General features: G+C 57.4%; 11 protein-coding genes. 7 read left to right on the forward strand and 4 right to left on the reverse strand.

The window, feature by feature from the left end; translation table 11 throughout:
* The first annotated feature begins 22 nt into the window (after positions 1-22).
* The 3 genes from I2I05_RS13730 (at position 23) to I2I05_RS13740 (ending at position 3651) form a co-directional block, all read left to right on the forward strand.
* On the forward strand, positions 23-1045 hold the full coding sequence (locus tag I2I05_RS13730) for an NAD-dependent epimerase/dehydratase family protein (RefSeq protein WP_196282842.1): 1023 nt from the start codon (positions 23-25) through the stop codon (positions 1043-1045).
* Between the two features lie 168 nt (positions 1046-1213).
* The gene (locus I2I05_RS13735) at positions 1214-2611 is read left to right on the forward strand and encodes a tetratricopeptide repeat protein (protein ID WP_196282843.1); all 1398 of its coding nucleotides are present in this window, start codon (positions 1214-1216) and stop codon (positions 2609-2611) included.
* Between the two features lie 209 nt (positions 2612-2820).
* On the forward strand, positions 2821-3651 hold the full coding sequence (locus I2I05_RS13740; protein WP_196282844.1) for a phosphosulfolactate synthase: 831 nt from the start codon (positions 2821-2823) through the stop codon (positions 3649-3651).
* A gap of 108 nt (positions 3652-3759) precedes the next feature.
* Here I2I05_RS13740 and I2I05_RS13745 read toward each other — a convergent pair whose 3' ends face one another.
* Together I2I05_RS13745 and I2I05_RS13750 are read right to left on the reverse strand one after the other, a co-directional pair.
* Positions 3760-6567 (reverse strand): T9SS type A sorting domain-containing protein, encoded by a 2808-nt coding sequence (locus tag I2I05_RS13745; protein ID WP_196282845.1) that lies wholly within the window; start codon positions 6565-6567, stop codon positions 3760-3762.
* A 213-nt stretch (positions 6568-6780) separates the two neighbouring features.
* Complete coding sequence (locus tag I2I05_RS13750) at positions 6781-7704, reverse strand: bestrophin family protein (RefSeq protein ID WP_196282846.1); 924 nt, start codon at positions 7702-7704, stop codon at positions 6781-6783.
* A gap of 494 nt (positions 7705-8198) precedes the next feature.
* Between I2I05_RS13750 and I2I05_RS13755 the strand changes: the two genes are divergently transcribed.
* Together I2I05_RS13755 and I2I05_RS13760 are read left to right on the forward strand one after the other, a co-directional pair.
* Positions 8199-8876, forward strand: coding sequence for a DedA family protein (locus I2I05_RS13755; protein ID WP_196282847.1), 678 nt, complete (start codon positions 8199-8201; stop codon positions 8874-8876).
* A 124-nt stretch (positions 8877-9000) separates the two neighbouring features.
* Positions 9001-9744, forward strand: a complete 744-nt coding sequence (locus I2I05_RS13760; protein ID WP_196282848.1) for a shikimate dehydrogenase family protein — start codon at positions 9001-9003, stop codon at positions 9742-9744.
* Between the two features lie 54 nt (positions 9745-9798).
* On the opposite strand, the gene I2I05_RS13765 is transcribed toward I2I05_RS13760, so the two are convergent.
* The gene (locus I2I05_RS13765; protein WP_196282849.1) at positions 9799-11235 is read right to left on the reverse strand and encodes a serine hydrolase; all 1437 of its coding nucleotides are present in this window, start codon (positions 11233-11235) and stop codon (positions 9799-9801) included.
* 277 nt (positions 11236-11512) lie between these two features.
* Between I2I05_RS13765 and I2I05_RS22355 the strand changes: the two genes are divergently transcribed.
* Positions 11513-12715, forward strand: a complete 1203-nt coding sequence (locus I2I05_RS22355; RefSeq protein ID WP_196282850.1) for a sensor histidine kinase — start codon at positions 11513-11515, stop codon at positions 12713-12715.
* Between the two features lie 40 nt (positions 12716-12755).
* On the forward strand, positions 12756-13514 hold the full coding sequence (locus tag I2I05_RS13775) for a LytR/AlgR family response regulator transcription factor (RefSeq protein WP_230688339.1): 759 nt from the start codon (positions 12756-12758) through the stop codon (positions 13512-13514).
* A gap of 67 nt (positions 13515-13581) precedes the next feature.
* On the opposite strand, the gene wrbA is transcribed toward I2I05_RS13775, so the two are convergent.
* Positions 13582-14196, reverse strand: a complete 615-nt coding sequence (gene wrbA / locus I2I05_RS13780) for an NAD(P)H:quinone oxidoreductase (protein WP_196282851.1) — start codon at positions 14194-14196, stop codon at positions 13582-13584.
* Positions 14197-14570 lie beyond the last annotated feature (374 nt).

Raw genomic sequence — 14570 nt, forward strand, 5'->3', positions numbered from 1 at the left:
TACCAATTACCTGCCCCAACTCATGATTTTTGTTACCGGCGGCACCGGCCTCATTGGTTCATTTCTGTTGGAGGCGCTGCGGGCACGAGGGCTGGCCGTGCGAGCCCTGCACCGAGGGGCTGTCCCAACGGGGAGCGCGGCGGGCGTGGAGTGGGTGGCGGGTGACTTACTTGACACGGACCTGTTGCGGGCCGCCCTCACTCCCGAAGTGACCCACGTGTTCCACTGCGCCGGCTTGGTTTCCTATGCGCCGCAAGACGAGGATTTGCTGCTTCAGGTGAACGTGCAAGGCACCGCGGCCGTGGTCGATGCCTGCTTGGAGAGACCGGGCATCCGGCTGGCGCACGTGTCGTCGATTGCCGCCCTGGGTGGGCCGGCTCCCACGAGCCTTGCCGGCCCTTCCGGCGCGCATTTGGTGACGGAAACGAGTACCTGGGACCTCGGCGCAGCTCACCCAGCTTACGCCACCTCCAAGTATTTGGGCGAGCTGGAAGTTTGGCGGGGGGTGGCAGAGGGCTTATCGGCCGTCATCGTCAACCCGTCGGTAGTGCTAGGGCCGGGCGACTGGCACCGCAGCAGCACCCGGCTCCTGCGCTACGCCCACCAGCAGCATCGGTTTTATACGCGGGGGTTAATCAATTTCGTGGATGTGCGCGACGTGGTAGCCCAGTTGCTGGCCCTGGCCCTCGACCAGCCCACCCTGAGCGGGGAGCGCTACATTGTGAGCGCAGAGGCCGTGCCCCTGCCCGATTTTTTTAGGCAAGCCGCGGCGGCTATGCAGCGCCGGCCTCCTACGGTGGCGGTACCCAACTGGGCCGCTGAAATTATCTGGCGGCTGGAACATGCGCGGGCCGTTATCACCGGCGCTCGGCCACTTATTACCAAAGACACGGCCCGGGCCGGACGCCACCCCGTGCTGTACGCACATGCCAAAGTGCAAAGCGCTACCGGCCTCGGCTTCCGCCCGTTAACGGAGACGCTGGCTTGGTGCGCGGCCAAATTGGGAATGAACCCGACCATCTCCCCGGCGGTTATCGTATCTTAGCAACAAGCCGGATTGCACGGTTTTGGCTAACTTTTGTTATTATTGATATAGAACGGATAAAGTGGAGAGGACCGGTGCTTCCGCGCGACGTACCAACGAGAATCTGCCGTAGCATTCGGCCCTGCACAAACCCAGATAGTCCATTTACTTAATTGCGATTTTATGCGCATGAACGAACATTTTGAAAACCATCGGGCTGTGCTGGACGTCGTCCGTCGTTTCGAGCGCATGGTGGCCCAGCAGGAACCAGTCTTCTTTGACTTGGAGGACTTCGAGAACATCATCGACCATTACGTTACCAACGCAGAATTTGACAAGGCCCTGCAGGCCTGCGAAGCAGCCCTGGGCCAGTACCCCTTCTCCACGGAGCTGCTGATTGACCGCGCCCAAGTAACTGCCATGCGCGGCGACTACATCGAAGCCGAGCGCCAGATTGACGAAGTGGCCGCCTTAGACCCCACTAATGCCGATGTGGCCGTCACGCGGGGCATCATCAGCACCCAGCGAGGCGAATTTGCCCAAGCTGTCGAGTTTTTCCGGGCCGGACTAGAGCAGGAACCCGAGCGCGAAGACATTCATTTTAACCTCGGCCTTGCTTTTCAAAGCTGGCAGAAATTCAAAAGCGCGGCCAAGCACTACAAGCAGAGCCTGCGACTTAACCCCGACAACGAAACCGGTGTGCAGGAATTGCTGCACTGCCTGGACATCAGCGGGCGCCTCGAGGAGCATGAGGACTTTTTCAAAGGCTTTACCGATGAGGACCCGTATTCGGCCACGGCTTGGTATAACCTGGGGCAGTACTGGTACCGCCGCGAGGACTTCGCCAAAGCGGCGGAGGCATTTGACTACTCGGTGGTCATCAGCCCCGATTTTCATGACGCCCACCACTGGCTGGCCGATACGTTTGTGTGCCAGCAGGAGTATCAGAAAGCCATTCCGGAATTTGAATTGGCTTACCCCACGGGTGAGCCCACCGACGAGGCCCTCTGCAACATTGGGGAGTGCTACGAAAAGCTGCGCGAATGGGAACCCGCCCGCCGCTACTACCGCCAAGCCCTTGAGCTAAACCCTGAGATGGACGAGGCGTGGTTCGGCCAGGGCGTGCTGCTGCAGGAGCAAGGCCGCTGGTTCGAAGCCATTCACTACTTCCGCAAGGCCACCGAGCTCTACGCCGAAAGTGGCGAATACTGGTCGGCGCTGGGCGCGGCCGAGAACCAGGTGGGCAACGTCGTCAGTGCCTTGGAATCGTACGAAAAAGCCACCGAAGTGGCACCCGACGACGTGCAGGGCTGGGTGAGCTGGAGTGCCATTCTCTACGAGCAAGGGCATTTTGCCGAAGCCGTGGATTTGGTGCAGCACGCCGTGAACCTGCACCCCCACGAAGCCCATTTCCACTACATGCTGTGCGCGTACTTGCTGGCCGACGGTCGGATGCGCGAAGCGTACAACACCCTGGAAACGGCGCTTACGCTCAACTACGAGCAGCACGTGCTGCTGTTTGACTACTTCCCCGCCCTGCGCGAACAGCCCGGCCTGAAGAAGTTGATTGAGCAGTTCCGAAAATAAGTGGCAGATGGAACGGCAGCGCTATTGGTTTTTTAACTAAACGCTAACACACCGCAATCTACTTGTTGTTGTTCTACTTTTGTAGCCGCCCGCTTAATTGCGGGCGGCTTTTTTTGAAGTGTATTAAACCTGGCTGCGTCTGTGCTGGTGTTTTTAATCTAATCTCCTCTTCATCCTGAGTATATCACCCCAACAGCCCTTATTAAATAATGAACTACGACCTTTCTCAACTCCCCGAGCGCACGCCCAAGCCCCGCGAGCAAGGGTACACCATGGTAATGGACAAGGGCATGAGCCTGCGCGAAGTGGAAGATTTCCTGGAAGTGAGCGCCGCCTATACCGATGTGGTGAAGCTGGGCTGGGCCACGTCCTACGTGGTGCCTAACCTGAAGCGCAAACTCGAAATCTACCGGGCCGCCGACATTCCCGTGTACTTTGGGGGCACCTTGTTTGAGGCGTTCATCATCCGCAACCAATTCGACGATTACCGCCGCCTGCTCGACACCTACGGCATGGAGTACGCCGAAGTATCCGACGGCAGCATTGACCTCGACCACGAGCGCAAATGCGAGTTCATTCGCGAGTTGAGCAAGTCGGTGCGGGTATTGAGCGAAGTAGGCTCCAAGGACGCCGAAAAAATCATTCCGCCCTACAAATGGATTTCGCAGATGGAAACCGAACTGGCCGCCGGCGCCATCAAGGTGATTGGGGAGGCCCGGGAGGGCGGCAACGTGGGCTTGTTCCGCAGCACCGGGGAAGTTCGCTCGGGACTGGTGGAAGAAATTCTGACCAAAATTCCCTCTGAGAAGATTCTGTGGGAAGCGCCCCAAAAGGCGCAGCAAGTCTGGTTCATCAAGCTGCTGGGCGCCAATGTAAATCTGGGCAACATTGCGCCCAATGAGGTGGTGAGCCTCGAGACCATCCGGCTGGGTTTGCGTGGCGACACCTTTTCGCACTTCCTCGACATGGACGCCGTGGACCCCATGTTCCATCCGGCGGCCAAAACAGGCAAACCCGGCACTTCCATGCCGCGCGGCTAAGCTTTGCCAGCTACAGCATAATTGTTGCAGCCAGCCGTTGGCAACTCATAAAAAAATGCCGGCCTCCTTTCGGAGACCGGCATTTTTGTTTCCCTTAAGGAAGCAAGCTTATTGCTTTACTACTTTAAGGGTTTTCACGTCGCCCGTGGGCAAAGTCACGCGCACCATGTAGATGCCCGCGGTGAGGTCTTTCATGCCAGCTACCGAGAAGTCGGTGATGCCGGTAGTCAGCTCAACGGCCTGCTGGCGGATGATGCGGCCGGTCATGTCGGTGAGGACAAACTGACCTTTGCCGGCGACATCAGATTGCAGGGCCAAATGCACGTCATCGTTGCCACTGAAAGGGTTCGGGTAAGCTGCAACTGCTGGTTCAACCGAAATTTTGCCGCTGAAGGTTACGGTACGAGGCGCAAAGAAGGTTTCCGTGCCATCCAAGTCTACCTGACGCAGACGGTAGTAACGCACGCCGGATTTGTTCTTTTCCATGTCTACGTAGCGGTACTCGGTTTCACCGCTGCTGTTGGGGGTAGCGCTGGGCACCGAGGCCAGCGTGCGGAACACTTTGCCGTTGGTCGAAACCTGTACGTCGTAGCCTTTGCTATTTTCCTCGGTGGCGGTCTTCCAAGTAACCAAAGCATCGGCACCGAAACGCTGAGCGTCGAACGCTACCAAGCGGACGGGAAGCGGGTTTTGAACATCGCCCAAAGTGAAGGTGGCAAACGTGCGCACACCGGTTTTGGTCACGCGGTTGGCGGTGGTGTTCACTGGGCCATCGCGGCCCACCAAGCGGAACGTTCCACCCGAGTTAGACGATACGAATATGGTCAGGTTATCCTCGGCAATAAAGCCATTGCCTGTTGGCCCCAGGTTCCGGGTTTCGTTATCCAGGTAATGGAACGTCATGGTTGCGTTCAAACCACCGCTGTTGGTGTTTGGATTGCTGGGACGCACCCCGAAGATGCGCCGGATGCTGAACTTGGTGCCCAGTGGGGTGTAGTTTTCGGCCGTGTTACGGGTCACTAGAACATCACCGGGGTTGTTGCCGATAAAATCCAGCTCCAAACCAATATTGCCAAAGGTCCGGGGGTCCGTTTCCGAAGCTAAAATATTTGCACGGTTGGTCTTGACGAAACCACGGATATACGACGTTTCGCTTTCGCCTACCAATTGGGCCCCTTGCTGATTGTTGTTGGAAGAACGGTCGGTCAATTCCACAAACGAACGAGTTGGTTGGGCAATATCCGTTGTGAAAATACCGCCGCCGTTTGCATCGTCAAACCGGAAGCTCTCGGATATCAACATAGAGCCGGGCAGGTTCTTAATGCCACCGCCCGCAATAACAACGTTGGGAAAACCCGAACCACCGCTGATTTGCTGGTTGACGCCCATAAAGCCGATGGTAGTACCATCACGCATAATGAAGCTGTCTAACTGGTTCATAAAATCACCATAGATATTTATACGGCCCTTGATAACCCGCAGAATGGAGCGCTGTGCTTGCGAAGCCCCTTGCAATACTAGGTTACGAGCGAGAGCCGGGCCTGAGTTGGTATTGTCTTTTACCCTTCCTGCGCTAGTTGTGTAAGAAACGCCGCTGTTGATGTTGGGATAAGGCGTAGGATTAGCAGGACCAAAGTCAGGAATGATAACATTGGTGAGGGCAGTAGGAACCTTGTTGGCATCCCAGTTGCCCGCCGTGAACCAATCATCGTCGATGCCACCCGTCCAGGTAATCGTTTCAATGAGCTGACCTGTTATCGAAAGGTTAGCGCGGTAAAAAGTACCTCCATCATTATCACTAATGATAGTTACCGTGCCATCTGGCTGCGATACGTCCGCTTCAAAGTAAGTTTCGATGAAATAAGCGCCGGCAACTGTGGCACCCGAAGCGTTGATGAGCAAACCGGTAATAAGGTTCTGCTGAGCGGTGCTCAGAGCAAACGTACGAGTACCGTTGGTGGCCGTGCCACCACCCTGCAGGGCAAGGTTAGTGAAAGCAGGAGCAGTAATTGAGCCGCTCTTGTATACACGATAATAGAGACGTACCGCTGTTACTTGTTCGCCGCCGCTTTCAAACGTGGTGGCCTTGCCGCCATTCAGGAACAACTCACCGGTATTGATATCATAAGGGCCAAAATTGAAACCTTCAAACTGAGGAGCAGCAGTCACATCGCTGGCGTCATATGCCGTATTCTCGGTCTTAGGGTCAACACCGTTGATATCAAGGAAGACCTGGGTAGCGAAGAGCTTGGTGGGAACGGGAATGGCTCCTACAACGTCGAAATCAGCAGTATAACCGGCACTGCCGTTGTCGTCATAAACTGGGCCCAGTGTCGAAACTTGTCCATTATTTGTTTTGGTGCGAGTGCCTGAAGCTGAAAACCTAATTTGAAGGGAATAATTACCAGCAGCCGTTACAATAGCATCCTTAATGACGTTGCGGGCAGCCGTGCTAAGACTCCAAACGCGAGTCCCTGTGCCGTTTTGTGATAAAACGTACGAAACCTGAGTCAGAGCAATTGACTGATAAGCACCGGGCTCCTCGCCCGTCAAAAAAACACGATATTCTACGTTAGCACGAGTTACTCTATCCTGATTGACGCCGCTAGTTGATTCGGTGGTGGTTACCTCACCACCGTTTAACAAAAGCTGGCCCGTGTTAATATCGAATGCTGGCGTTGTAGTGGAACCAGGCTTTTGGTCGACAAGCGTAATACCATCAAAAGCCGTGGCAAGAATTCTGGCATTGCCACTGCCCTGGTTAATGTTGACAGCCTGTGCATTTGTCGTGATGCCAATGGCAGCTTGGGCCGTCTGCGAAGCGCCCAAACCCACAAATAAAGCCAACAGTGGAATGAGGCAGTTAAAGAAGAAACGCTGTCGCAGCAGCTTCTGAGTAAAAGTTATGGTTTGCATGTAAGTAGTAATTAGAAAATTGAATGAAAAGAAGAAGGGAACGCATTTTGTGCGTTGCGCGACGAGCGGCATATACGCTGAGGTAAAAAAAATGGCTGCAGTTATGGAAAAATTTAAATAGATTGGTCTAATTATTATAAAAACATGGTTTTTGACCCATTTCTATAATCCCGGCCCACTAGATTTGCAGAATGCGACGGCTACACCGCTGCGTTAGTGCACCACGCTGTAAGGAATTGAGGCTAAGGCTTTCTTCTCAGCCGGCAACTCTACCCCCAGCAGGTCGTGCACGCTAACCCGGATTTTGTTGGAAAGCTGCGTGATGGGCAGGTCATTGCTGTCGTAGCCAAACGGGTTTTCGATTTCATTGCCAATCATTTCCAGCCCCAGCATGGCGTAGGCCCCAATCATGGTGATGGGCACCATCCACCAGTCGCAGGAATCGACCAGCACAACGGGCATTATCATGATAAAGATGGTAATATAGCATTTTATAAAGAAGCTATACGAATACGGAATGGGGGTTGACTTGATGCGCTCGCAGGTGCCGTTCACGGCCATCATCGCGAGGTAATGCTGCTTGATGTTGACGAGGTGAATGGGGTCGAAAATCTGCACCTGGCGGAGTTGCTCCACGCTCTCCATAAGCACGGCGATGATGGTCGAGGCAACGTTTTCGGCTTTTTGCAGGCGCTCGATGATGTCGGGGGTGGCCTCCATCTTGTCGAAGCGCACCTTGTTGCGCAGGCTGCCTTCGACGGCAATCGGAAAGTTGGAAATGAGGGCCGCGAAGTAGCGGCGGCTGGATTTTGCTTCGCGGGGCAGCAAGGCATTCATTTCCATGGCCAGCCCGCGGCACTGCGACACCAAAATGCCCCACACTTTGCGGCCTTCGTAGTACCGGTCGTAGGCGGTGTTGGTGCGGAACACCAGCAGCAAGCTCAGCAGAATGCCCAGAATGGACAGGTATTCGCGGCCGATTTTTACGTTCAGCGTGTGAAAGTCAATGCTGATGACGGCAACGGCTGAGCCGTAGAGGCCCACCAACGCTACGCGCTTCAGCAACAAGCGAATAACCGCCGAGGTCTGGAAGTGCCGCAAAGCCCGCCACCAGTCCCCACCTTGGTAAACAATCATCGTATAGGTATAAATTAAGTCCTGTCCTGCAACGAGAAAGGCGTAGTTGAGGTTGGGCCGCAAAACGCGCGGCTAAGCCTTAAAAAAGTAAAAGACAAGGCGTACGCCAGCCCCGGCTGCGGGGCCCAACACAGGTCATGCCACATTTTGAATTGCCGTTCTCCCTGGAACTGCTTACGAGAGCGTCGCTACGCTAAAATCCCTCTCCAATATCGTATCAACCCCTATTTCTCCCCTCGGTATCTACTATAAAAACATTTGAAAATTTATACTCCTATTCCTTTGGACTAGAGCAACAAAGGTATAACCCGAAGGGGCGCGCCGCAAAACGTATTCGCCAAATAGTGCTTCTTTCGCCAACTTTAAATTTAACTGAACCGCCGAAAAACACAACAGTAATTATTACTAAACGGCTGCTAGTTGCCAGTGCGTGCCCCACAGGAAATGCTGATTCGGGCGCTGACGGTTTTCTTTGTGGCTCACTTACCTCCGGCATGGAACTACTTAAGCACTTTTTCGACATTGTTCTGCACCTCGACGTTCACCTCAAACTCCTGGTGAACGAATACGGCAGCCTGACTTACCTCATTTTGTTCCTCATCATTTTCACCGAGACGGGCGTTATCGTGTTTCCCTTCCTGCCCGGCGACTCCCTGCTGTTTGTGGCCGGCACGTTGGCGGCGCAACCAAACCTCCAAACGGGTGAACCGCTGCTGAACGTCGTGATTCTTATTCCCCTCTTGATGGCCGCCGCCTTCATGGGCGACAACCTCAACTACTTCGTGGGCGACTACTTGGGGCCGCGGGTGTTCCGCGAGAACTACAAGTTCCTCAACCGCAAGTACCTCGACCAGACGCAGGCCTTCTATGCCAAGCACGGCGGCAAAACCATTATTATGGCGCGTTTCGTCCCCATTGTGCGCACGTTTGCGCCGTTTGTGGCCGGTGTGGGCACCATGACCTACCGCTTTTTTGTAACCTATAGCATTGCGGGCGCCGCGCTTTGGGTGATTTCGTTGACCCTGGCCGGCTACTTCTTTGGCAATATTGCCTGGGTGCAGAAAAACTTCACCCTGGTTATTTACGGCATCATTCTGCTCTCCATCCTGCCGCCGTTGTGGTCGTTCATCAAAGGCAAGCTGAGCCCACAACCCGTGGCCGACGGCCAATAAGAACATTGCATTCAGTAATTCTTATAAATTGTAATTTGCTGATAGAGCCGTCCCGCCATTCCAGTGACCGGGGCGGCTTTTTTGTGTTATTTTGGGGCGTTTTCCTGTTCCTAGAGTTCCATCTATGCGTCAGTTCGGGCTTATTGGCCGCACCCTCAGTCACTCGTTTTCGCAGACGTATTTCACCCAAAAGTTTTACTCGCTGCAGCTAGCCAACCATCAGTACGAGTTGTTTGAGTTGGCCACGATTGGGGAACTGCCCGAACTGCTGGCCACCCACCCCGACCTGGTGGGCCTGAATGTGACCGTACCGTACAAGGAAATGGTGGTGCCGTACCTCGACGACCTGGCGCCTTCGGCCAGCCGCGTGGGCGCGGTGAACGTGATTGAGCGTACGGCCGAAGGACGTTTGGTGGGCCACAACACGGATTATATCGGCTTTCGGGATTCGTTGCGCACCTTCTGCCCGCTGCGTGGAGAAGCGGCGCGGGCGCTGGTGCTGGGCACTGGCGGCGCGGCCAAGGCAGTGGAAGTGGCCCTGCGCGAGCTGAACATCCCTTATTGGAACGTAACGCGCAACCTGATGGGCCCCGGCCTGACGTACGATGACCTCACGCCCCAGCTCCTGGCTTCGCACCGCCTCATCATCAACGCCACGCCGGTAGGCACGTTTCCCAACTCCGACGAATGCCCGCGGCTGCCTTACCACGCCCTCACCGACGAGCATTACCTCTACGACTTGGTGTACAATCCCATGGAAACCTTGTTCATGGCCAAAGGCAAGGAAGCCGGGGCACAGGTCAAAAACGGTTTCGAAATGCTGTGCCTGCAAGCCGAGGCCGCCTGGGACATTTGGAATAGCAAATAAGTAAAGAGCGGGAGTAACCGCCCCGAAGGATGGCCACTCCCGCTCCGTGTGGACTTACTGAATTTTAGCCGCCAGCTGGTCGTGGCCGCCCTGGTGCAGAATGAGTTGAGCCACCTGCCCTTTGTCGTTTTTGGCAAATTCCACTTGCGCAGGCACTCCTTTCAGGGCAAAGAGCACCGGCGAGGCAGCTTCGGTTTCGAACTCCGACTGACCGGTGGCCTGCACGAACAGCTTGCCGCCCTGCTGCCGCACGGCAATGCGAAAGCTGGGCGACAGCTCGTACACGCCCACGTAGGAGTTGAGAGCCGCTTCACTCACCGCGACCGCCGCCGCAGAAGCTGGAGCGGGGCCAGCTACGGCAGCGGGCAGCGTGGCGGGCTGGTGGTTGAGAATGCGGAGCAGGCCCCGGCGCAGCTCCGGCAACGAGTTGCCGCTGTGGTTGTCGAGCAGAATGATGAGCTGCTGGCTTTGCGGCACGCGCACCATGTAGGACTTAAAGCCGTTGATGCCGCCGTTGTGCTCCTGCAGCCCGATGGTTTCGGGGCCCATTTTCGCGTTCATCACCATCCAGCCGTAGGCATAATTGTCTTTTACGGGGGTGAAGAGCAGTTTTTTGCTGGCAGCGGATAGCACTTTAGTACCATTCAGAGCTTGGTTCCAGCGGTACATATCGGCCACGGTGGAGGTGATGGCCCCGGCGGCGTAAGGCACGGTCATGTCGAGTGGGCTGGTATTTACAAGGCCCTTGGCAGTGGCCTGGTAACCGGCGGCGCGGCGCCGGTCAGCGGGTTCAAGGGCGTCGTAGGCGGTGGATTTCATTTTGAGGGGCCGGGCAATGTTTTCCTGGAACACCTGAGCGTACGGCTTACCCGTCACCTTTTCGATGATGGCGCCCAGCAGCACGTAGCCGGAGTTGCTGTACTGAAACTGCGCGCCGGGCACGAACTGCAGGGGCAGCGCCGCGAAGAGCGCCACCAGTTGCGCAGGTTCCTGATGCGTGCGCATAATGTCGGGACCGAAATTGGGCAGGGCCGTGTAATCGGGCAGGCCGGCCGTGTGCGACAGCAGGTGGTGCAGGGTAATCTGGGAGCCGGCCGGCTGGGGATACGTGGGCAGGTAATCCGAGACTTTGCCATCGAGCCGGAGTTGGCCTTTTTCAACCAGCTGCAACACCAGCGCCGCCGTGAACTGCTTGGTGAGGGAGCCGATGCGGAACTTGGTGTCGGGCCCGTTGAGCACTTGCTGCTCGCGGTTGGCCAGGCCGTAGCCTTTTTGCAGCAACACCTTGCCTTTCTCAGCCACCAGCGCTGAGCCGTTGAAGAAGCCGGCCTGCTGGAATTGCTGCACGTAGGCGTCGAGCTGCTGCTGGGTGGTGGCGCTGGCGGCTGCTTTGGGGGCACTGGCGGCTGATTGAGCTTGGCTTTGGGCGGGAGCAAGCAAACCAAGAAACAGGAGGCCGGTGCAAGCTGCGGAGTGGAAGAGCATTTTCATGGTGAGAACTGGTGAAAAAGTGAGGTGTGAGTGAGGTGATGCTGAAATCTGAGGCAAACCTAAAGGCCCAAAAATCCCGGCAAACGCCTTATCAACCAACCCACCCACGCCTCCCTGAAACGCCCGCTTTTGGACCTTAAACGCCGTTTTCATGTCCACAACTTTCTCCTTGCATCAAAGCCGCGGATTGGTGCCGCTGGCGGGGGCGTTGGGCCGCGCGCTGGGGGCGTTGGTTGAAATGCGGCCGGGAGTTTTTTGACACGGGCTACCTTTCGGCGTGGATAATACTCTTACTTCTCCGGCGGCTCCCGCATCGATTGCTCCCGCGCTGGCCCCCGCTTCCGGCTCCTGGCGGGCCCGCGCCTTCGGCCATTTCAACTGGTGGCCGCGCGCTCAGGAAACCACGGCCGTGCCGTGGTGGGCGCACGCGCTGCTGCTGTTTGTGCTGCTGAGCATCGACGTGCTGCTGTATTATGCCACACTTATCAACCCCAAAAGCAGCGTCCGCATTGACCTGGTGTGGTATGTGCGCAACGGCGCGCTGGATGCGCTGACCGCGGCGCTGTTCTACTGGAACTGGGCCGTGCTGTTTCCGCGCACGCTGGCGCATGGCCGCATGGACCGCTACCTGGTGGCAGCCGCGGCATCGGCGGCGGTGTTTACGCTGCTGCGCATGGCCACCTCCAATTTGGTGTACTACGCCATGAGCACCAACGACCCGGATTTGAGCACGCACTTCGGGTCGCTGTTTGCCATGTTGTGGGCGGGCGGGCTGGTTACCGTGGCCGCCAGCTCGGGGCTGCGCATCACCCTCGACTACCTCCAGAGCCAGCGCCAGCGCCGCGAGTTGGAGCGACAGCACCTGCTCACAGAGCTGGCCATGCTCAAAACCCAAATCAATCCGCACTTTCTTTTCAACACCCTCAACAACATCTACTCCCTCACCAGCCGCAAATCGGACCGCGCGCCGGAAGCCGTGTTGCGCCTGGCCGAAAGCATGCGCTACCTCCTTTATGAAAGCAGCGCCGACACCGTGCCCCTGAGCCAGGAACTGGCCCACCTGCGCAGCTTCCTGGATTTGCAGCGCCTGCGCTTGCCCCAGGCCGAAGCCGATGCGGCCATCGTGCTCCACACCTTCGGCTCCACCGACCTCACCTTTCCGGTGGCCCCGCTCCTGCTGTTGCCCTTGGTCGAAAACGCGTTCAAGCACGGCGACCTGGCGGCCCGCCCCGAGGCCATCCGCATTGAACTGGAGCTGCTGGGCGAAGAGCTGCACTTCTCGGTGCACAACTACGTGGGGGCCGCCGCCGACCTGCCCACCCAACCCGGTGGCCTAGGGCTGCACAACCTGCGCCGGCGCCTGGAACTGCTGTACCCGGGGCGCCACGCGCTGCACGTGCGCACGCTACCGGGCGAGTACGCCGTGGAACTGGTCTTGCAAGGAGCCGCCAATCGGCTGACGGCGCCGCGCCGCAGCTAGGAATCCCGCTTTATTTGCTGGCTCATTCCCTGACTACTGCATGCAACGCCTGACCTGCGCCATCCTCGACGACGAACCGCTGGCCCTCGACCTCCTGGCCGACTACTGTGCCCAAATACCGTTTCTGGAACTACGCGGGCAATTTCACGACGCGTTGGTGGGCCTGGCATTCTTGCAGGACCACCCCGTGGATGTGGTGTTTATCGACATTCACATGCCGCGCCTCACCGGCTTGCAGCTGGTGCAGCTGCTGCCCAGTCCGGGGCCGCGCATCGTCTTCACCACGGCCTATGACCAGTACGCGGTGCAGAGCTACACCCTCAATGCCACCGATTACCTGCTCAAGCCCATTGCCTTTGAGCGGTTTTTACAGGCCGTGACCAAAGTGCGGCAGGCACTGCCGCACGCGGCTACTGCCGTGGCCACTGCCCCTGCGGCCGCGCCGGTAGAAGTGGTCGTAGCCGCTGCTGCGCCCACCGATGCCATGTTTGTTAAAAACGAGCACCGCCTGCAACGCGTGGCCTTCGATGATATTCTGTACATCGAAGGCATGAAGGAATACTTGCTGCTGCACACGGCATCAGCCGGCAAAATCCTCACCCTCCAATCGTTCCGCCGCGTGGAGGAAGTGCTGCCGCCCGAGCGGTTTGCGCGCATCCATAAATCCTTTCTGGTGGCGCTCAGCCGCATCGAGCACGTGGAGCGCGGCAAGGTGCAGGTGGCCGGCCGGCTACTGCCCGTGGGCGACACGTACCGCGAGTCGTTCGGCGAATTGATTCGGGCGCACAACCAATTATAAATGATTGAAAAAGGCCGTTCTGCTGCAGCAAGTTCAGCAGGACGGCCTTTCACACTAGCCTTAAAGTTTACTTCGCGGCCAGCTTTTTGGCGATTTCGGCGGTGTGCTTGCCTTGGTAGCGGGCGCCCTCCAGCTCATTTTCGCTGGGCTGCCGCTCGCCTTTGCCCCCGGCCACGGTGCTGGCGCCGTAGGGCGTGCCGCCGCTTACTTCTTCGTGGCCCATCTGGCCCTGCCAGGCGTAAGGCAAGCCCACAATTACGAAGCCCAGGTGCAGCAACTCGGTGTGAAAGGACCGCAGCGTGGTTTCCTGCCCGCCGTGCTGGGTGGCCGTGCTCACGAAGGCGCCGCCGGCCTTTCCCACCAGCGCGCCGTTGGCCCACAAGGCCCCGGTGCCATCCAGGAAGGCTTGCATCTGGCTGCACAGGTTGCCGTAGCGGGTGGGCGTGCCGAAGAGGATGGCATCGTACTCAGTCAGCTCCTCGGGCGTGGCCACGGGCAGGTGCGAAAAGGCCTTTTGGGCTTCGGTTGCACCAATTTGGTCCAGCAGCTCTTTGGACAGGGTTTCGGGCACGCGCTTAATCACGACTTCGTTGCCGGCTACTTGGCGGGCGCCTTCGGCAATGGCTTCGGCTAGCTTCCAGACGTGGCCATACGTGGAATAAAACAGCACAAGGGTCTTCATAAATAAACGGAAAAGGGTTGGGAAAATGGAAAAGAAGGAGCAGAAGCTCAACTATTGGATACGGGCTTTTGGTGAAAAGGGCGAACCAGAACGGTAGCAATGCTGTGCCGCTGTTGCCCATGCTCCGATTTGGTCCCGGCGGTTGTTTCGCAGGGAGGTAATATCTTGGGGGGCGGGAGCTCCGCGTGGCCCGGAGCGGTAATTTTTCAGGCTGTTTTAACACGTTTTGCCAGCGGTTGCAACCTTTTGGCGCCCGCCTGCATCCAGAAGCAGCGGGCCCCCTACTGGCCGCGCGGTCTTCGCTTGATGTGCCTTTCTATGCTGCAGAAAATGACCTTCTCTACCACTCTTCCCGCCGGCAGGAGCTCCCGGCT

The organism is Hymenobacter jeongseonensis, from assembly GCF_015694725.1.
Lineage (GTDB): Bacteria > Bacteroidota > Bacteroidia > Cytophagales > Hymenobacteraceae > Hymenobacter > Hymenobacter jeongseonensis.